Origin of the sequence: Sodalis sp. RH21, from assembly GCF_047324175.1 — a bacterium.
In the GTDB taxonomy this organism is placed as follows: Bacteria; Pseudomonadota; Gammaproteobacteria; order Enterobacterales; family Enterobacteriaceae; genus Acerihabitans.
Genome location: NZ_CP178732.1, coordinates 2,582,135 through 2,601,763, shown reverse-complemented (window position 1 = coordinate 2,601,763; position 19,629 = coordinate 2,582,135). Strand labels below are relative to the sequence as shown.

Here is a 19,629-nt window from a genome sequence, read left to right as displayed (position 1 = left end):
CGCTTGCCGCCTATCTTGCCGCGCCCGGCGGCGGTCCGGCGGTCTTGCGCATAATGCCATGCCCCGGCTTGCCCCATCGCCGCCGCCGGCTGAAAAGATCCCATGAATAATACCATTCTCGGCATGATATTGAATAAAACGGAAACAAGTCTGATATCAACCTGCACATAACGTAAAAAAGAGGCTGGCATCTGCCTTTAATTGATTTAAACTGCGTGTTTAAAAGCAACTGGCCTGGATAATAATGTATGTTGCAATTTCTTAACCGCTGCTCTAGGGGTCGTGGTGCCTGGTTATTGTTGGCGCTCACCGCATTGGCTCTTGAACTGGTGGCGCTTTATTTTCAGCATGTGATGTTATTAAAACCGTGTGTATTGTGCATTTACCAGCGCTGTGCGTTATATGGCGTCATGGGAGCCGGCATCGTGGGCGCCATCGCCCCGTCCACCCCCTTGCGTTACGGTGCGTTGGTGATATGGCTCTACAGCGCCTGGGAAGGCCTGCTATTGGCAATGAAACATACTGATATCCAGCTTAACCCTTCGCCGTTCGTCACCTGTGATTTCTTCGTGAGTTTCCCCTCCTGGCTGCCGCTGGATAAATGGCTGCCTTCGATTTTCAGCGCCACGGGCGATTGCGCTGTAAGACAATGGCATTTTATGTCGCTTGAAATGCCGCAGTGGATGATCGTGATTTTTGGCGCCTATCTGCTGGTGGGGATCTTGGTATTGATTGCCCAGCCATTTCGTCCTAAAAAACGCGACCTGTTCAACCGCTAAATCCGGGTTTTCCGTGCGATGAACAAGTCTGGCGCCCCCTTCGTGCGCCAGACTTGTTCATCAAGCCGGGAGTCCGCCGGTTTGCACTACGCAGAATTCGCCCCCATTACCGAACCTTTCTTCCACCCAGGGAAAAAACTTAAGGGAAAGTGAACATTTGTCACAACAAATTTTGTCAAAGCAGACCATGCTTTATATCAATATATAAGGAGTGGTTATGTACGCTGGTTGGTACGACATACTTGTCGCCGTCGCCGTTACTTTGGGTATGCTTGCATTGTATCTGCAGCAATTCGATCGGTAAATCCGTTGTGGGGGGTGTATAGCGGAGAAAGCTTGCGTTAAAACGAAAATAATAAGCACAACTAATATTTTCATTATTTTGCTTGGCAATATCACGTTTAGCATGTTTAACCCAGCGGATACCCTGGGCTGAACTACCATCATTACAGGCAAGTACAAACTTGCCGTGGATCTACCCTGTTTAGGCTCGCGGAACGCGGGCTATTTTTTGGCCGTTTCGCCGCCGGCCTTTAGCGCGCCCAATCGGGTTTGTTAAGGATATGTTCTTCCCAATCAACTACTTCGCTTTCCCTGACCGCAATATTGCGTACCGAGATTCGCTCGCCGTGCATGGCGGCCTTGGAGCCGGTAATTAATGGATGCCACTGCGGCAACGGTTTGCCCTCTTCCCGCAGGCGATAGGCGCAGGTGGGCGGCAGCCAATCGAAGGTCGTCAGGTTTTCCCGCGTTAATTTAATGCAATCCGGCTCGTACTCGAAGCGCGTGGCGTAATGGCGGCACTGGCAGGTTTTGATATTGAGCTGGTTGCAAGCCACGTTGGTAAAATAGATTTCGTCCGTGTCCTCGTCGATCAGCTTGTGCAGGCAGCAGCGGCCGCAGCCGTCGCACAGAGATTCCCACTCTTCGTCGGTCATCTCGGCAAGGGTCTTGTCCTGCCAGAAAGGGCGTGTCGTCATCATGGGGTCCAGTTAGCTCAGGGGCGGGCTTTATAAAACGTTCAGCGCCAGGATGCAACTTTATTTGCCGTCCCGCGCCAGGGCAAGACGGCCGGTCCGCCGCCAGGTATTAAATAATACGCGTATCGATGGTTAAATCATTAAACGACACCGACAGCTTATCGCCTGGCTGCAATTTCGCCACGCCCTGCGGGGTTCCGGTCAGGATAATATCACCGGGACGCAGGGTGAAAAAACGGCTCATATAGGCAATCAACGGCAGGATCGGCGTAATCATATCCCGGGTATTGCCCTGTTGACGGACCTCGTCATTAACCTTGAGGGTCAGGGAGGCCTGCTGGGCGTCGCCGAATTCAGCCACCGGGATAAAACCGGAGATCGGGCAGGAACCATCAAAGCCTTTGGCCTTTTCCCAAGGCTGGCCGGCTTTTTTAAATTTCGCCTGCAGTTCGCGCAGCGTCAGATCCAGCGCCACCCCGTAGCCGGCAATGGCGCGCGCCACGTGATCCTCATCAGCCTGCTTGAGGGACATGCCGATCAACACGGCAAGTTCCACCTCATGATGCACTTCTCCCTGATCGGTGGGGATGACTATCGGCTGGCGGATATCGCATAACGCGGTTTCCGGTTTGATAAACAGCACGGGTTCGGTTGGTGTGGCGCTGCCCATTTCCTTGATATGATCGGAATAATTACTGCCGACGCAGACCACTTTGTTTACCGGAAAATCCAGTAACGCCCCTTGCCAATCTCGATGTTGATACATGTGATATATCTCCTGCCATTAAATTAGCCGAATAACAATTAGTCAACTTTATCATACCCGATCCGCAATCAGGCTTCACTGCGGCGACGTTTTTTCCACGGCGTCCGCCAACGTGCCGATGCTGATGGCGAAATAATAGGAACGGTTCCAGCGCATGATGGTGCGGAAGTTATCATAAACCAGGAAGGCGCGGCCCTGGTTATCATCCGGGATAATCACCCAGGCGCGCTGGCTGGACGCCGCCAGCGGGCTGCCGTCAAGGGCGGCGATCTCCTGCCCGCTCCACGCGGCGACGGTTTTCGCCTGGGGATCTTTCAGGCCGGCCAGTTCGGGGGCGAACCCGGCGGGCAGGCGGATCTCTTGGCCCCAACCCTGTCCAGGCTTCCAGCCCTCGGTAGCCAGATAGTTGGCCGTGGAGGCAAACACGTCCATGACGTTATTCCAGATATCGATTTTGCCGTCGCCGTCGCCGTCGGCGCCATAGCGCAAATAGGAACTGGGCATAAACTGGCTTTGCCCCATCGCGCCGGCCCATGAGCCTTTAAGCTGGTCGATGCCGACTTCATTTTGTTGCAATATGCGCAGCGCCGCAAATAGCTCGCTCTTGAAAAAGGCTTCGCGCCGCCCTTCAAACGCCAGCGTGGACAAGGCGGAAATCACGTCTTCGCGGCCCTGGATTTTGCCAAAACCGCTTTCCATGCCCCACAGCGCCACGATATAGCGCGCCGGTACGCCATAGCGGGCGCTGACCTGCGCCAACTGGGACTGATAGCGCTGGTACATTTCCTGCGCCTGGGCAATTTTCCAGGGCGGCAGCACCCGCTGGAGATAATCGTCCAGGGTGACTTTGTTTTCCAGTTGATTGCGATCGGCGCTCACGACCCGATCGACAAAATGCGTTTGGGCGAACGCCTGCTCGACCACCCCGGCATTGATGCCCTGCGCCAGCGCATCGGATTTCAATTGATCGAGATAAGCCGGGAACTGGGCGGGATCGCGCTGTTGCTGCGACAACATGGTTTTACCCTGCTGCGGCGCGCTCGCCTGGCCTGCCGCGGCCTGGGGCTCGACCGCCGCGGGCTCGGCCCGCGGGCCGGTGGTATGATGACTACAGCCGGCAAGTAATAAACCGGAAACCATGAGACTGACGGCAGATAATTTCACGTGGCGTTTCCTTCGGCATAACGGATTATTTGCAGGGCACCATTTATCCCTCGATTCGCCGGTACGGGCGAATTATTTCGGGTTGCGTCATCCGGTAACGTTTTTTAAATACGTTTAGCGAGACGCGCCGCAAATAGTGGATTAATGATCAGTTATTTTTGGTTGGCGTTTTGGTGAAGCTTCATTAAGTTTTCAATCGGTGGCGGCAATTGCAGATAAAAACCTTGATCCTTCAGGCTTTGTTTTACGTTATTTATATCCGCGGCGACCAGTTTTTTGCTACCATTTAACGGGAATAGCATTGCCAGCACCGGTTTGCCAAAACGGGCCATTAAATCAGGGGGAACCCGGGAAAAATCGTCTTTTTTCTCGATATAAAGATACGCCTGGTCCTGTTTGGTACTTCGGTAGATCACACAAAACATATTTTTTACTCGGTTTACGTGGTTTGTTATCTTGCCTGAATATAGTAGTAACTATAACATGCATGCAGTGCTTCGTAATATCGCTTACCGGTAGCTTACCGGGAAAATACATGAGTTATGACTGAGTCAGGATAGATGTCACAGACGCCCATTGAGTTAAAAGGCAGTAGTTTTACTTTATCGGTAATTCACGTTCATGACGCCCAACCTGAGGATATTCGTCAGGCATTGCAGGAAAAAATCGAACAGGCGCCCGCCTTTTTGAAGGACGCGCCGGTGGTGATTAACGTCGCCACACTGACACGGGACACCGACTGGGAGCAGCTGCGCCAGGCGTTTATCGCCACCGGCCTGCACGTGGTCGGCGTCAGCGGGTGTAAAGACGATCGGCTCAAACAGGCCATCGTGCGCAGCGGTTTGCCCCTTTTGAACGAAGGCAAGGCGCAAAAACGCACCGCCGCCCCGGCGGCGATTGCTCCCCCGGCCGCGGCATTAAAGACCAAACGCATTGATGTGCCGGTACGTTCCGGCCAGCAGATTTATGCGCGCGACTGCGATTTGATTGTGACCAGCAGCGTCAGCGCCGGGGCTGAACTTATCGCCGACGGCAATATCCACATTTACGGCATGATGCGAGGCAGGGCTTTGGCAGGTGCGTCCGGGGACGCGCAGTGCCAGATTTTCTGTACGCATTTGTCGCCTGAACTCGTTTCAATTGCCGGTCAGTATTGGTTAAGCGATCAAATCCCGGCTGAATATGCGGGCAAAGCCGCCCGACTCAGCCTGCAAGATAATACGCTAACCATTCAACCTCTAAATTAAGCCCTTGACAAGGAATCCATTTATGGCACGCATTATAGTTGTTACTTCGGGCAAAGGGGGCGTTGGCAAGACCACATCAAGCGCGGCCATTGCCACCGGCCTGGCCCGGAAAGGTAAAAAAACCGTGGTGATCGATTTTGATATCGGCTTGCGTAACCTCGATTTGATCATGGGCTGCGAGCGGCGCGTGGTGTACGACTTCGTTAACGTCATCCAGGGCGACGCCACCCTGAACCAGGCGTTAATCAAAGATAAGCGTACCGACAACCTGTATATCCTGCCCGCATCGCAAACCCGCGATAAAGATGCCCTGACCCGTGAAGGCGTGGAAAAAATCCTCAACGACCTGAACGATATGAATTTTGATTTTGTGGTGTGCGATTCTCCGGCCGGGATAGAAACCGGCGCGCTGATGGCGCTCTACTTTGCCGACGAGGCGGTCATCACCACTAACCCGGAAGTCTCGTCCGTACGGGACTCCGACCGGATACTGGGGATATTGTCGTCCAAGTCCCGCCGCGCTGAAAACGGCCAGGACCCGATTAAAGAGCATCTGCTGCTGACCCGCTATAACCCCGGCCGCGTAAACCGTGGCGATATGCTCAGCATGGAAGATGTGATTGAAATACTCAGAATTCCCCTGCTGGGCGTGATCCCCGAGGATCAATCGGTTTTACGGGCTTCCAACCAGGGTGAGCCGGTGATTCTCGATGCGCAGTCCGATGCCGGCCAAGCCTATTCGGATACGGTTGACCGCCTGTTAGGAGAAGAACGGCCCTTCCGCTTCATTGAAGAAGAGAAGAAGGGTTTCTTAAAACGCCTGTTTGGGGGATAAACCATGGCATTACTCGACTTTTTTCTCTCCCGCAAAAAAACGACAGCCAATATAGCCAAGGAACGGCTGCAAATTATCGTTGCGGAACGCCGGCGGGGCGATAGCGAGCCCCACTATCTGCCTCAGTTGAAACGGGATATCCTTGAGGTGATTTGCAAGTATGTGCAAATTGACCCGGAAATGGTCTCCGTCCAGTTGGAGCAGCGCGAGGGAGATATCTCTATTCTTGAATTGAACGTGACGCTGCCGGAAGCGGAAGAAACACCGAAATGATCGCAAGTCCATAAACCCCCTGCGTTATGCAGGGGGACATACTTAACGCGGCGCCTGCGCGATGATGTCACTCGTTCCGGTATCCGGCACCCCCTTTCACCCCGCATTCCGCATGGCCGGTATATTACCGCGCCTGTTACAACGTCACTGACGCTTTACCGACCGCATCGCCGTTCAATATCCCGCGCAACGCCTCGCCAAACAGCGCTTCGCGCCAGCCGCTGAGCAGCTCCGGCGTACGCCGCATCGGCGTCAAGCGCCAATGCCAATTAAGTAGCTGATTGATTTGCCGGCGAGAGGCCAACAATTCTACGCCGAGCCCGGATTGCTGGCTGGCGATAGCGATATGCTCCTTGATGGTTTTGAACAAAGCGCGGTAACCGGGTTGATCGATCAAGTTGACCACCGGTTCCGGCAGCGCATCTTCGTCCATCGCTTCGGCTTCCTGCACCAGCGCCAACAATATTTTGCCGTGGTAGCGGATTTCCGGCCCGCTCAGGCCCAGTTTATCCAGCTCACCCAGCGAGCCGGGCATATAGCGCGCCACTTGCCACAGATTCTCTTCGCGCACCACGAAATTTACCGCCATGTCCCGTTCCCGCGCTTTGCGCAGCCGCCAGGAGGCCAGTTTTTGCAGACAGGCCAGCTGCCGGGTACGCAACTGCCAGGCGTTGCCGATATCGCGATAGGCCAGTTCGGGGTCGACGATTTCCTGGCGACGCCGGCATAGCGCATCGCACTCCTGGCCGGCGGCAGCGGTCCAGCCCGCCTGCTCGGTTTCCTGGATAAGCTGGCCGGCCATCGGCAATAACCAGAACACATCCGCCGCCGCATAGTCGCACTGCTTTTCGCTTAACGGCCGGGCCAACCAGTCGGTGCGGGATTCGCTTTTATCCAGCACCACCTGCTGGTACTCCGCCACCAGCGTGGCGAAGCCGCAGGACAGCGGACGGCCGTTAAACGCGGCCAGCACCTGCGTGTCGATCATCGGCGCCGGCATCTGATCGAAGGAGTGCAAAAACACTTCAAGATCTTCGCTGCAGGCATGGAGGATTTTCACCACCTGGCGGTCGGCCAGCAGTTCCCTGAAGGGCCGCCACTCGCCGATAGCCAGCGGATCGATTAAAGACAGCGTTTCGCCATCGAATAATTGAATCAACCCCAACTGCGGGTAATAAGTCCGGGTGCGGACAAATTCGGTATCGAGCGCAACCTGGGCATGTTGGCGGGCGCGTTCGCATATTTGCTGTAAATCATCGTCATTGGTTATTAATTGGTAGTTTGACACTGCATTCTCTTGATTTTGTCATGGCGGCAAAACCTGATTCACCGGTGTTGAATTCACCGGTTTTCATGGCGCAATTGCTTGCGCAGGATTTTACCGACATTGGATTTGGGTAGTTCATCGCGGAACTCCACCAGCCTGGGCACTTTATAACCGGCCAGATATTGGCGGCAGTGGTGCAGGAGTTCCTCGCGCGTAAGGGAAGGCTCTTTTTTTACCACGAAAATTTTGACCGCTTCGCCGGAATCATCGCTGGGAACGCCTATCGCCGCCGCTTCCAGAACTTTGGGATGCCGGACGACCGCGTCCTCGACTTCGTTGGGAAAGACATTGAATCCGGACACCAGGATCATGTCTTTTTTACGGTCAATGATGCGGACAAAGCCTTGTTGGTCCACTGTAACGATATCGCCGGTAGAAAGCCAGCCGTCTTTGAGCGCCTCAGCGGTCGCCTCCGGCTGGCGCCAATAGCCCGCCATCACCTGCGGTCCCCGGATTAACAGCTCGCCGGGCTGCCCGGCGGGCACATTTTCCCCGCCTGCGTCCACCAGGCGAATATCCGTGGACGGCACCGGCAGGCCAATGCTGCCGCTGAACTGTTTGAGGTCGTAGGGATTGCCGCATACCAGCGGAGAGCACTCCGTCAGACCGTAGCCTTCAAGCAGGTGTTGGCCGGTGAGCGCCTGCCAGTCATCCGCTACCGCCTGCTGGATCGACATGCCCCCGCCCACCGACAGGTGCAGCGAGGAAAAATCGAGCCGGCGGAACGCCTCGTTATGCAAGAGCGCATTAAACAGGGTATTGACGCCGGAAATGGCGGTGAAACGGTGCCGGCGCATTTCATTTACCATCGACCGGATATCCCGCGGATTGGCGATCAGCAAATTACAGCCGCCCATTTCCACGAACAGCAGGCAATTCACCATCAGGGCGAAAATATGGTACAGCGGCAGCGCGGTGACCATCAGTTCGCCGCCCAGCGTCAGGATCGGCCCATAGGCCGCTTTTGCCTGTTCCAGGTTGGCCAGCATATTGCGATGCGTCAGCATGGCCCCCTTCGACAGGCCGGTGGTGCCGCCGGTATATTGCAAAAAAGCCAAATCGCCGGCGTCAATGGCGGGCTGGGTAAAGGACATCCGCCGCCCCTGCTGCAATACCCGGCGAAACGCAATGGCCGACGGCAAATGGAACGCGGGCTGTTTGCGTTTGATATATTTCACCACCCCATTGACGACGAGGCGTTTAAGCAGCGGAAAATGATCGCCCAGGCGCGTCAGGATCACATGCCTGACCGGGCTATCCCGCACCACCTGTTCCAGGGTATGGGCGAAATTGGCCACGATGACAATGGCGCTGGCGCCGCTGTCGGCCAACTGGTGCCGTAACTCCACCGGGGTATAAAGGGGATTGACGTTAACCACTACCATACCGGCTCGCAGGATGCCGAACAGGGCCACGGGGTATTGCAGGATGTTGGGCATCATCAGGGCGATACGATCGCCCTGGTTCAGGCGCAGCCCCTGTTGCAAATAAGCGGCAAACGCCCGGCTTTGCTCATCCAGCTGGCGAAAGGTCAGCGGCTGGCCGAGGTTGATAAACGCGGGCAGATCGGGAAAGCGCCGCACCGCATTCGCCAATAGCGCCGGTAATGACGGATACTGGTCCGGGTCGATTTCCGGCGGTACGGCGGCCGGGTAACGCCCGGCCCATACTCTGCGCATGGCCTGCCCGGCGGCGTCTGGTATTTTCATCGAGGTTCCCCATGGCCTGGCTGGTTGACGGTGCTCAACAACTATAATGGTATTGCATTGGAAATCGCTGGAATAACGGGCTTGGGCGATACATCACCATTCCCGAGCGCCGTTCACAAAAAAGGCGACTAAACTAATAGCCGCCTGCGTTGGCTGACAACACCGCGTTATTCGAGGATGGTTTGCACCTGGGCGGGGCCATAATCATAACCGTACCCCATGCCGAAGCCCGGCCCCCAGCCGCGGCCATAGCGCCCGCCCCAGCCCCAGGGCGACATGGGCGGCCCCATCGGGGCCACCACTTGCTGCGTGAGCTGCCAGCGCTTATACCCGTCGGCGCGTATCACCACAAACGTATAATTTGCCTGGCCGATTGCGCCCTTTTCCGTGCCGGTAATAGGACCGACCACCGTCACCCACTGCTGGTTGAAATCCGCCGGTTCGAGGAAGCCGTTAACATAGGCGACCACGCGGCCGCTGGAAACCTGGCGCAGCCGCGGACGCGCGGATTCGTCGAGGGCCACGCTGGCGATTTCCAGCCGGGTGCGGCCGGACAGATTGGTGACTTTTACCACTTTACCGCCGAAACGGGCTTCCTGGCCCACATATAGCGAAGGCGCGTTGAGCACGCGCACCAAATCTTCCTGCGGCGTGGGAGAGGTGCCGCGCACGGCGTCCGGCACCGTTGCGCAGCCTGATAAGGCAAGGACCACGGCCAGGACCGGCCACCACGGATTCCGGCGGCGGGCGCCGCTGAGATTACGACGTATAGACATGCTGCGATCTTTTCCCATATTGATACATCACGCTTGGTTCGACACAGCCTTGCGATAGACAGTTACCCCAATACATTGGCAGTAGATCCGCTGCCATAAGACCTGTTGCCATCGGGTCGATTTGCCATCAGGTAAAACCCCACCAAATTAATTATAGAGGGTATATCTTGGACCCGCGCAGGCGGCATAAGTTGCCGACTATTCGCGCCCGGGCAGTTTTTTCCACGCCACTTCATTACGTAAATAGGTAGGTACGGTTGATTCCACCGCTTGCGCCCCGCCTTCCGCCCAGCGCCGCACCGCCAGCGGCAGCATATCGCGGGCGGCCGGCAGCAAGGTATCGCCCGCCGTCAGCACAATATCGTCATGGCCGATCAGCGCGGGATAGGTTTCCCAACCGGTGCCGGCATAGGCCCACGCCCCGGTGAATTCGCCGGCGATCGCCGCCAATTGCCCGGGTTTGATGACTTTTTCGCTCTCCTCCCCCAGCCAGCCGCCGTCGCCGGCGCGCCGGTATTGCGCCCAATACACCTCGCCCATGCGGGCATCAATGGCGCACAGCACCCGGTCAATGCCGGTTCGGCGCCAGGCGCCCTGCGCCAGCGCCGCCAGGGTGGAGATGCCCATCATCGGCAATCCGGCACCCAGCGCCAGCCCCTGGGCGATGCCGATGCCGATGCGCACGCCGGTAAAACTGCCCGGTCCCCGGCCATAGGCCAACGCGTCAAGCTGGGTCAGGCCGATGCCCGCCTCCACCAGGAGGCTGTCGACCATGGGCAGGATACGCCGGGTATGTTCGCGGGGACAAATATCGAAACGTTCGCTGATTTCACCGTCAATCCAAAGCGCCGCGGAACAGGCTTCGGTTGCGGTATCAAGGGCTAAAATTCGCGTAGACATGCCAAACCTCAGGCAGGAAGAAAATGTGTTGCCAAAACGGGCCGCTATCATAGCATACCCGCCGCGGCAAAGGGATACGCCGTACGGTCAGCGGCGTTGCAGAAAATCGATGGCCCGCTGTATGGACCGGGTGCGCGGCGCCGGCGGCAGGCTTTTGAGGAAGATCTGGCCATAAGGCCGGGTAACCAGCCGCTGATCGCAGATAATCAGCACCCCGCGATCTTCGCCGTCGCGAATCAGGCGGCCTACGCCCTGCTTGAGGGCAATCACCGCTTCGGGGATTTGCACTTCGGCAAAAGGATCCCCGCCGCGCAGCTGGCAATCCTCGCTCCTGGCTTTTAACAGCGGATCGTCCGGCGAGGTGAAGGGCAGTTTGTCGATGATCACGCAGGACAACGCTTCGCCGCGCACATCCACCCCCTCCCAGAAGCTATTGGTCGCCACCAGCAGCGCATTGCCGGCGGTGACGAACTGATCCAGCAGCTGGCGTTTGCTGGTTTCGCCCTGAAGCAGCACCGGCAGGGTCAGTGACGCGCGGAACTCGGCCGCCAAATCGCGCATCATCTGATGGGAGGTGCACAGGAAAAAACAGCGTCCGCGGTTGGCGACGATCACCGGCAGCAACATCCGCGCCAGCTGCACGGCAATGCCGCGCTGGTTGGGCTCCGGTAAAAACCGCGGCACGCACAGCAGGGCCTGGGTGGCGTAATCGAACGGGCTGGGCAGCAGCAGCGTTTTGGCGTCATCCAGGCCGATACGCTGGGTAAAATGCTCCAGGCGGTCGTTTACCGACAGGGTCGCGGAGGTAAAGATCCAGGTGCCCTCTTTTTCGGACATCACCTCATGAAACCGCGACGAGACGGATAGCGGCGTCAGCGCCAGCACAAAGTAGCGCGCATTGCATTCGTACCAATAGCTGAACCCCGGCTCCTGGACATTTTTCAGCCGCTTGAGGCGCGTGCGATAGAGCGCCGCGCGTTCGAAAGCGGCATCGAGCAGCGCCGAACGTCCCAGCGCCAGTTTGGCCACGTCGTGACATAACTCCAGGGCGTCGTCGAGCAGCAGCAGCGCGCGCTGGAGCGAAGGCTGCGCCAGCACGTCGCGCAGGTTGCCGCGAAAGCCCGGCTCCCCCAGGGCCAACCGGAAATCCTGGGTGCGGAAGGTCAACTGGTCGGCGCTTTTTTGCAACTGGGCCATATCCCGCACGTCGGTGCGATAGGCCAGGGTCATATCCTTGGCCAAATCCAGCAATTGCCGGCTGGTCAACTGCTGGCCGAAATACTGGCTGGCGATATCCGGCATTTGATGGGCTTCGTCGAAAATCATCACATCGCCGGTGGGGATCAGTTCGCCGAATCCCCCTTCCTTGACCACCATATCCGCCAGGAACAAATGGTGATTCACCACGATGACATCGGCCTCCATGGCCTTGCGCCGGGCCTTGACCACGAAGCAATCTTTGTACAACGGACAATCGCCTCCCAGGCAGTTGTCGTTGGTACTGGTCACCAGCGGCCATACCGGGCTGTCTTCGGCAATGCCGGCGCAGTTGGCGATATCGCCGTCCACGGTCTGCGACGACCAGCCGCGCACGCCCACCAGCTCGGCCTGGGTTTCCGGGGCGATAGTCCCCCCCGCCAGGGTTTGCTGCTCCAACCGCTCCAGGCACAGGTAGTTCGAGCGGCCTTTCAGCAGCGCGATTTGGCCCTGATACTCCAGCGCGGCGGCCACCTTGGGCAGGTCGCGGGCATAGAGCTGGTCTTGCAAGGCTTTGGAGCCGGTGGAGATAATGACTTTTCGTTTGGATCGCAGCGCCGGCACCAGGTAGGCGTAAGTTTTGCCGGTACCGGTGCCCGCCTCCACCACCAACGGCTGTTTTAACGCAATGGCTTCGCGAATCGCCTCGGCCATCAGGCGTTGCGATTCGCGCGGTTTGAAGCCGGTTATGGCCTTGGCCAACGCGCCCTGTGGCGCAAAATCATCTGTCACGCGTTCTCTCTATGATTCGGTTGCTGTCGGATTATGCCAAGCCCGGGGTTTATCCACCACTATCTTCGATTAAAACCGCCGTATGGTATGCTGGTGGCTTTTCTGCCAGACGTAAAAGCGAGATAACATGAGCAATGAACGGATGACCATTGAGCGGATCGATCCAGGCGCCCGTATGTCGGAAGCGGTGATTCATAACCAGACGGTATATTACACCAGCGTGCCGGAAAATCTGGCCGGCAACGCCACCGAACAGACCGCCGATGCGCTGGCGGTGATCGACCGGCTGTTAAAACGGGTCGGGTCCAACAAAACCCGCCTGCTGGATGTCACCGTGTTCCTGGCCGACGGGAACGACTTCGCCGCCATGAATGCGGCCTGGAACGCCTGGGTGGTGCCCGGCAGCGCCCCGGTCAGATGCACCGTCGAGGCGCGCCTGATGAACCCGCAGTATAAAGTGGAAATCAAGGTTATCGCCGCGGTCTAAGCTACCGGCGGTAGGCCGGGACTAGATGGCCCCGTCCTCTTCGTCTTCGTCCTGCGCTTCATCCTGCAGGGCGGGATCGGGCCGCTGGTCCTCTTCGTCGTCGTCCCAGCGTATCGATACCCGTTCACCGGTATGGGTGGCGCGGATTTCGCTGGATACCAGCCGGATGGCCTCGCCGCTGCTCATTCCTTCGGACATTAATGCCTGAATGCGCTCAACGGCCTCCTGCTGCTGTTGGTGATTCAATGCGGGCATATCGGTCAGCATGGTTTTTCTCCAGGTAGGTTTATCGGCAGGGGTATTGTCTCACGCCGAGGCCGCCCGCGCCATGCAATGCGCTTTATGTTATGGCCGGGAGCCGTTATTATTCGTTTCGTCGGCCGCCGGCGCATTATGCCGGCCCCTGGCGCGATCATTGACGCCCATCATAAATTTTTTTGGAATCCCTGGTGACATGCTGCCGCAACTGACTGCCCTGCCGTACCATCGCGACGCCCTTGTGGCGCTGTTCGCCCCTTTTGCCTCCCGGCCCTGGTCGGTGCTGCTGCATTCGGGCCATGCCGATCACCGGGACAGCCGTTTTGATATCATGGTCGCGGACCCCGCCATCACCCTGGTTACCCGGGGCGGGGAGACGGTGATAACCCGCGACGGCGGCAGCATTCGCAGCGCCGGGGACCCGTTTATGCTGGTGCAGGAGCAGGCGGCCAGCCTGGGAATCGCCCCCGCCCCGCTGGAGGACCTGCCTTTTTTGGGCGGCGCCCTGGGCCTGTTCGGTTACGATCTGGCGCGGCGCCTCGAAACACTGCCCAATCAGGCGCGGCGGGATCTGGCCATGGCGGACATGGCCATCGGCATTTATACCTGGGCGGTCATTGCCGATCACCGCCTTGGCCGCCTGACGCTGGTGTGTTATCAGGACCCCGCCCCCTTGCTCGCCGCATTGCTGCCCCTCCCTTGCGCCCCCGCCGCCGCGCCCTTTCGGCTCAACGGCCGCTGGCGGGCCAATATGACCCGCGGGGAATATGGAGACAAGTTTCGCCAGATCCAGCGCCATTTGCTGGCGGGGGAATGTTATCAAATCTGCCTGGCCCAGCGGTTCAGCGCCGCCTACACCGGCGATGAGTGGCAGGCGTTCGGCTATTTGCTGGAGCGCAACGGCGCGCCCTTTTCCGCGTTTATGCGCCTGCCGGAACAGGCGATATTGAGTTTGTCGCCGGAGCGTTTTCTGCATATTCGCCGCCGGCGTATCCAAACCCGGCCGATAAAAGGCACATTGCCGCGTCTGGCCGATGCGCGGGACGACAGGCTGCAGGCGCAAAAATTGGCCGATTCCCCGAAGGATCGGGCGGAAAACCTGATGATTGTGGATCTGCTGCGCAATGATATCGGGCGCATCGCGGTACCCGGCAGCGTACGGGTGCCCGAACTGTTCAAAATCGAAGCGTTCCCGGCGGTGTATCATATGGTGAGCACCATTACCGCGCAATTGCCCGCGGATCGCGGCCCCTGCGAACTGCTGCGCGCCTGTTTTCCCGGCGGTTCCATTACCGGCGCCCCCAAAATCAAGGCGATGACCCTGATTGACCAGCTTGAGCCGCAGCGCCGCAGCGCCTGGTGCGGCAGTATCGGTTACCTGAGCCTGTGCGGCACCCTCGACAGCAATATCGCCATCCGTACCCTGCTCGCGGAGCGCGGGCACATCCACTGCTGGGCTGGCGGCGGCATCGTGGCGGACAGCGAGGAGGAGGCCGAATACCAGGAGACCCTGGCGAAAGTGGCCAAAATATTGCCCCTGCTGGCGGAGCTGAACGCGGATGAATAATTCCGATGCCGCCCTGACCCTGGATGATTTTATTACCCGTTTCCAGTTGCAACTGCCGCATTATGGCGAACCCGCGCGCAATTTGCGCCAGGCGGCGGTGCTGATTCCCATTATTTGCCACCGTACGCCGACGGTATTATTGACCCGCCGCGCCGCTTCATTGCGCAAACATGCCGGGCAGGTGGCGTTCCCCGGCGGTTCGGCGGACAGGGAAGATGCCACGTTGATTGCCACAGCGCTGCGCGAAGCCCAGGAGGAAGTGGCCATTGCGCCGGATTCGGTCAGGGTGCTGGGCCGATTACCGCCGGTGGACAGCAGCAGCGGCTTTCAGGTTACCCCCATCGTCGGCCTGCTGGCGCCGGATACCCGGTTGCGCGCCAGCCAGGACGAAGTGGCGGAAATGTTCGAAATCCCCCTGCACCAGGCCTTACGGCTTGCCAGCTACACCCCCTTGCAGATTCAGCGCCGATCCAAATCCCTGCGGGTCTATTTCTCCTGGTACCAAAGCCACATGGTTTGGGGAATGACCGCGCAGATCCTGTATCGGCTGGGTGAACATATCCATCGCTGACCGCCGCGCAGCGATCCCCGTCACTGCGTCATAAGAAAATCCTTTTCAAAAAATAAATTACCGTTAGAATCTGCCGGGCCGCGGTTTAAAACAGAATATAATACCATTTAATTATTATAATCTGGTATTTCATACAACTCATTCATTCATATTGCGGCATGATTATTCCTTATGGCCCTCCGGGCCGCAGCCTGGGCCACGCCTGAAACATACGTTGTCCCTGGGCAGGGAAGGTAAAGGGCGCGGCGCGGCGCTTCAGATTAGCCGCGCGGGGGGCGAAAGTGCACGGCACGGCGGCGTCGTACCGCAGCGCCGCCGGTCAGGCGCAGGATGAAAACGGGTTTTATGATTAGTTTATTTCATGCGAAAGCGCAAGCCTAAACCGGCGGCAGTCATTACACTTAACGCATTACCGCCCGGGTAAGCGTCACACTTATGTTTTAAGGAGAGTCAACGTGATTAGCGTTTTCGATATGTTTAAAATCGGCATCGGTCCGTCAAGTTCCCATACCGTTGGGCCCATGAAAGCCGGTAAACAATTCGTGGACGATCTCGCTGCGCGGCGGCTGCTCAGCAGCGTTACGCGCGTGGCCGTTGATGTTTATGGCTCGCTATCGCTCACGGGCAAGGGCCACCATACGGACATCGCCATTATCCTGGGGCTGGCGGGCAACAGGCCCGATACCGTCGACATCGACGCCGTGCCGGCGTTTATCCGCGACGTGGAGCAGCGCGAGCGCCTGATGCTGGCCGGCGGGCCTCATGAAGTGGACTTCCCGCGGGAAGGGGGCATGATTTTCCACAGCGATTACCTGTCGCTGCATGAAAACGCCATGCGCATCCACGCCTTCGCCGGGGAAAAACGGCTCTATAGCCAGACGTATTATTCGGTTGGGGGCGGTTTTATCGTTGATGAAGAACATTTCGGCCAGCCGGTGATCGAAAAAATCGCCGTGCCCCATTCCTTTGCCAGCGCCCAGCAATTGCTGGATCATTGCAAAGAGACCGGCCTGTCGCTGTCCGGGCTGGTGCTGTTAAACGAGCTGGCGCTCCACGGACGCGAAGAGATCGATGCGTACTTCGCCGGCATCTGGCAAACCATGCGCGCCTGCATCGATCGCGGGCTCAACACCGAAGGGGTATTGCCCGGCCCGCTGCGGGTACCGCGCCGGGCATCGGCCCTGCGCCGCATCCTGGTTTCATCGGATAAGCACTCCAGCGATCCGATGATCGTTATCGACTGGGTGAATATGTTCGCCCTGGCGGTCAATGAAGAGAACGCCGCCGGCGGGCGGGTGGTTACCGCGCCCACCAACGGCGCCTGCGGCATCGTCCCGGCGGTGCTGGCCTATTACGATCACTTTATCGAACCGGTAAGCCCCGCCATTTACCTGCGCTATTTTCTGGCCTGCGGCGCCATCGGCATTCTCTATAAACTCAATGCCTCCATATCCGGGGCGGAAGTGGGCTGCCAGGGCGAGGTGGGCGTGGCCTGTTCCATGGCGGCGGCCGGCTTGACGGAGCTAATGGGCGGCAGCCCGGAACAGGTGTGCGTGGCGGCGGAGATCGGCATGGAGCACAATCTCGGCCTGACCTGCGATCCGGTGGCCGGCCAGGTGCAGGTTCCATGTATCGAACGCAACGCCATTGCCTCGGTCAAGGCCATCAACGCCTCGCGCATGGCGCTTAGACGCACCAGCGCGCCGCGCGTTTCGCTGGATAAAGTGATTGAAACCATGTACGAAACAGGCAAGGACATGAACGCCAAATACCGCGAAACCTCGCGCGGCGGCCTGGCCATCAAGGTGCAGTGCGATTGACCCGTCCGCGGCGGGCTCGTCCCGCCGCGCAGCGAAGCCCCGGCTGCCCCTACTCCTCTTCATCCCCATCGCCGGCCATCGGCGCAATCCGCTCGATGCGCACCAGTTCGATGCGGTACTCCAACATTTGCAAAATGGTAAATCGCCATTGGCCCAGCTCTATTACCTCGCCCACCACCGGCAGCGTATCGCGCTCGGCCAGCAGCATGCCGGCCAGGGAAGCCACGTTGGTATGTTCCCGGGTCAATTCATAACTGTCCAGCGCCTGCTGCAAGGCGTGTAAATCGGTCCCGCCTTTCGCCAGCCAGCCGTGCTCTTCCACAACGATATCCGGCGTTTCATCTTCATCGGGAAACTCGCCGGCGATGGCTTCTAGCACATCAAGCGGCGTAACCAATCCCTGAATCACGCCGAACTCATTGGAAACCACCACCAAACTGCCCCGCGCCCGGCGCAGCACGCCCAGCAAATTAAGCACGGCCAGCGTCTCCGGCACGACAATCGCCGGATTTTGCGCCGCATAGGACTTAACGTCCTCGCCCCGATCCAGAATCACCATTAAATCCTTGGCCCTGGCGATGCCGATCAGTTGATCCAGCTCGCCGTCGCAAACCGGGAACATGCTGTGCGGCGTGGCCAGCAACGCCGCCCGCAGTTCCTCCACCGGCCCGCGGCAATCCACCCAGGATATTTCATTGCGCGGCGTCATCACGCTGCGCAATGAACGGGAGGCCAGGGAGAGCACACCGGTAATCATATAGCGCTCTTCATCCGCAAACTGCCCCTTCGGCTCGTCGTGTGACGGCGAGGCCCCCTGCTCGCGCGGTTTCGGACCGCCCATCAGACGCAGAATGGCTTCGGCGGTACGTTGCCGAATCGGCCCCCGCGACTGGTTTTTCAGGAAGTTACGGCGGGCGATTTGATTAAACAGTTCTATCAGCACGGAGAAGCCGATGGCCGCATACAAATAGCCTTTCGGAATATGGAAACCAAAGCCTTCGGCTATCAGGCTCAGGCCTATCATCAGCAAAAAGCTCAGGCACAGCACCACCACGGTGGGATGGGCATTGACGAAACGGGTAAGCGCCTTGGAAGCCAACAGCATGATGCCCATGGCGATGACCACGGCGGTCATCATCACCGGCAAGTTATTCACCATGCCGACCGCGGTGATCACCGCATCCAGGGAGAATACCGCATCGAGAATAACAATCTGCACCACCACCACCCAGAAACTGGCGTAGCCTCGATCGCCGTTGTCGTGGGCGTCTTTGTTTTCCAGCCGTTCATGGAGCTCGGTGGTCGCCTTGAATAATAAAAACAGGCCGCCCAGCAGCAGGATCAAATCCCGGCCCGAAAAGCTAAAAGCGCCGAACGCGACCAGCGGTTTGGTCAGCGTCACCATCCACGAAATCAGCGACAGCAGTCCCAGACGCATCACCAGCGCCAGCGCCAGGCCGATGACCCGCGCTTTATCACGCTGCTTCGGCGGCACTTTTTCAGCCAGGATAGCGATAAATACCAGATTATCGATACCCAGTACGATTTCCAGCAATATCAAGGTCAGCAGGCCCACCCACAGGGTCGGGTCCATTAAGAATTCCATCGGGGGCTCCAGGGCGTTGTTATCCGGTCAACACAAACGTTATGACGCATCATCCCGGTCGGCGCGCGGGCATGCCCGGCGCCGACCGGCGGAGGTAATAGCGCCTGCGCCGGATGAGATGCGTGCGGGATGCAAAATAGACATGCGGGATCGGACCAGGGTAAAGGATCGTCCGGACGGCAGATAAACGGCATGTCAAAAAGGCGTAACCAGAAGCTGGCAAACAGCGCCGGTCGGGTCTGGGCTGGCAGGGATAGAAATGGCAAATCAAGGGTGAAATTTTTTCGGTGACAGTCCATATGGGGGGGCTGCGGCCCATCGCTCCTTATCAATTTAAACACTTCACTTTAGCAGGTAACTTTACCGACGCATAAAACTTTTTTTGTCTGCAAGTTGTAATAAGTGTCATCTACACTATTTGTACCCTCATATGTTTCCTCATGCACAAATAACTGAGCGCCGTCACAATTTTTATTTTTTTACACACTAAAATAAATCGCGTTTAACCGCTATTGAGCGACACGCTAACGCGAATCGTTTCAACCAAAACAGCGGACATCAAACAGGGTGGCGAA

General features: G+C 58.0%; 19 protein-coding genes. 8 read left to right on the top strand and 11 right to left on the bottom strand.

Features of this window, described 5'->3' with window-relative positions; genetic code table 11:
- Nucleotides 1-248: 248 nt before the first annotated feature.
- A complete protein-coding gene (gene dsbB / locus ACL2XP_RS11960) occupies nt 249-779 on the top strand; it encodes a disulfide bond formation protein DsbB (RefSeq protein WP_413738719.1) in 531 nt (176 codons plus the stop codon).
- 533 nt (nt 780-1,312) lie between these two features.
- On the opposite strand, the gene ACL2XP_RS11955 is transcribed toward dsbB, so the two are convergent.
- From ACL2XP_RS11955 to ACL2XP_RS11940, 4 genes are all read right to left on the bottom strand, one after another.
- Nucleotides 1,313-1,759, bottom strand: coding sequence for a YcgN family cysteine cluster protein (locus tag ACL2XP_RS11955; protein ID WP_413739136.1), 447 nt, complete (start codon nt 1,757-1,759; stop codon nt 1,313-1,315).
- A gap of 109 nt (nt 1,760-1,868) precedes the next feature.
- A complete protein-coding gene (locus ACL2XP_RS11950; RefSeq protein ID WP_413738718.1) occupies nt 1,869-2,525 on the bottom strand; it encodes a fumarylacetoacetate hydrolase family protein in 657 nt (218 codons plus the stop codon).
- Between the two features lie 75 nt (nt 2,526-2,600).
- Entirely contained in the window at nt 2,601-3,689 is a 1,089-nt protein-coding gene (locus tag ACL2XP_RS11945) for a lytic transglycosylase domain-containing protein (protein WP_413738717.1), read from the bottom strand.
- Between the two features lie 152 nt (nt 3,690-3,841).
- Entirely contained in the window at nt 3,842-4,114 is a 273-nt protein-coding gene (locus tag ACL2XP_RS11940; RefSeq protein WP_413738716.1) for a YcgL domain-containing protein, read from the bottom strand.
- A 135-nt stretch (nt 4,115-4,249) separates the two neighbouring features.
- Between ACL2XP_RS11940 and minC the strand changes: the two genes are divergently transcribed.
- Genes minC through minE form a run of 3 tightly spaced genes read left to right on the top strand, consistent with a single transcriptional unit; the run spans nt 4,250 to nt 6,044 of the window.
- Entirely contained in the window at nt 4,250-4,936 is a 687-nt protein-coding gene (gene minC, locus ACL2XP_RS11935) for a septum site-determining protein MinC (RefSeq protein WP_413738715.1), read from the top strand.
- Nucleotides 4,937-4,958: 22 nt separating this feature from the next.
- Nucleotides 4,959-5,771: a septum site-determining protein MinD gene (minD, locus tag ACL2XP_RS11930; protein ID WP_413738714.1), complete on the top strand. Its 813-nt coding sequence runs from the start codon at nt 4,959-4,961 to the stop codon at nt 5,769-5,771.
- 3 nt (nt 5,772-5,774) lie between these two features.
- Nucleotides 5,775-6,044, top strand: a complete 270-nt coding sequence (gene minE, locus ACL2XP_RS11925) for a cell division topological specificity factor MinE (protein WP_413738713.1) — start codon at nt 5,775-5,777, stop codon at nt 6,042-6,044.
- Nucleotides 6,045-6,180: 136 nt separating this feature from the next.
- Here the strand turns inward: minE and rnd are convergent, their stop codons facing one another.
- The 5 genes from rnd to ACL2XP_RS11900 form a co-directional block, all read right to left on the bottom strand.
- Complete coding sequence (rnd, locus tag ACL2XP_RS11920; RefSeq protein WP_413738712.1) at nt 6,181-7,332, bottom strand: ribonuclease D; 1,152 nt, start codon at nt 7,330-7,332, stop codon at nt 6,181-6,183.
- Nucleotides 7,333-7,385: 53 nt separating this feature from the next.
- Nucleotides 7,386-9,050, bottom strand: a complete 1,665-nt coding sequence (fadD, locus tag ACL2XP_RS11915; protein WP_413739135.1) for a long-chain-fatty-acid--CoA ligase FadD — start codon at nt 9,048-9,050, stop codon at nt 7,386-7,388.
- Nucleotides 9,051-9,247: 197 nt separating this feature from the next.
- Nucleotides 9,248-9,856 (bottom strand): Slp family lipoprotein, encoded by a 609-nt coding sequence (locus tag ACL2XP_RS11910; RefSeq protein WP_413738711.1) that lies wholly within the window; start codon nt 9,854-9,856, stop codon nt 9,248-9,250.
- A 198-nt stretch (nt 9,857-10,054) separates the two neighbouring features.
- Nucleotides 10,055-10,756 carry a tRNA (adenosine(37)-N6)-threonylcarbamoyltransferase complex dimerization subunit type 1 TsaB gene (gene tsaB, locus ACL2XP_RS11905; protein WP_413738710.1) on the bottom strand — a complete coding sequence of 234 codons (702 nt, stop codon included), beginning with the start codon at nt 10,754-10,756 and terminating at the stop codon, nt 10,055-10,057.
- Between the two features lie 87 nt (nt 10,757-10,843).
- Nucleotides 10,844-12,745: an ATP-dependent DNA helicase gene (locus ACL2XP_RS11900; RefSeq protein WP_413738709.1), complete on the bottom strand. Its 1,902-nt coding sequence runs from the start codon at nt 12,743-12,745 to the stop codon at nt 10,844-10,846.
- A gap of 142 nt (nt 12,746-12,887) precedes the next feature.
- On the opposite strand from ACL2XP_RS11900, the gene ACL2XP_RS11895 reads away from it, so the two are divergent.
- Complete coding sequence (locus tag ACL2XP_RS11895; protein ID WP_413739134.1) at nt 12,888-13,232, top strand: RidA family protein; 345 nt, start codon at nt 12,888-12,890, stop codon at nt 13,230-13,232.
- A 21-nt stretch (nt 13,233-13,253) separates the two neighbouring features.
- Here ACL2XP_RS11895 and ACL2XP_RS11890 read toward each other — a convergent pair whose 3' ends face one another.
- The gene (locus tag ACL2XP_RS11890; protein ID WP_413738708.1) at nt 13,254-13,499 is read right to left on the bottom strand and encodes a YoaH family protein; all 246 of its coding nucleotides are present in this window, start codon (nt 13,497-13,499) and stop codon (nt 13,254-13,256) included.
- Between the two features lie 187 nt (nt 13,500-13,686).
- On the opposite strand from ACL2XP_RS11890, the gene pabB reads away from it, so the two are divergent.
- The 3 genes from pabB to ACL2XP_RS11875 all read left to right on the top strand — a co-directional run bounded on the left by pabB (nt 13,687) and on the right by ACL2XP_RS11875 (nt 17,448).
- A complete protein-coding gene (pabB, locus tag ACL2XP_RS11885; protein ID WP_413738707.1) occupies nt 13,687-15,057 on the top strand; it encodes an aminodeoxychorismate synthase component 1 in 1,371 nt (456 codons plus the stop codon).
- A complete protein-coding gene (locus ACL2XP_RS11880; protein WP_413738706.1) occupies nt 15,050-15,628 on the top strand; it encodes a CoA pyrophosphatase in 579 nt (192 codons plus the stop codon). Before pabB ends, ACL2XP_RS11880 begins: the two co-directional genes overlap by 8 nt.
- Before the next feature lie 455 nt (nt 15,629-16,083).
- Nucleotides 16,084-17,448: an L-serine ammonia-lyase gene (locus ACL2XP_RS11875; protein ID WP_413738705.1), complete on the top strand. Its 1,365-nt coding sequence runs from the start codon at nt 16,084-16,086 to the stop codon at nt 17,446-17,448.
- A 49-nt stretch (nt 17,449-17,497) separates the two neighbouring features.
- Here the strand turns inward: ACL2XP_RS11875 and ACL2XP_RS11870 are convergent, their stop codons facing one another.
- A complete protein-coding gene (locus ACL2XP_RS11870; protein ID WP_413738704.1) occupies nt 17,498-19,054 on the bottom strand; it encodes a TerC family protein in 1,557 nt (518 codons plus the stop codon).
- Nucleotides 19,055-19,629 lie beyond the last annotated feature (575 nt).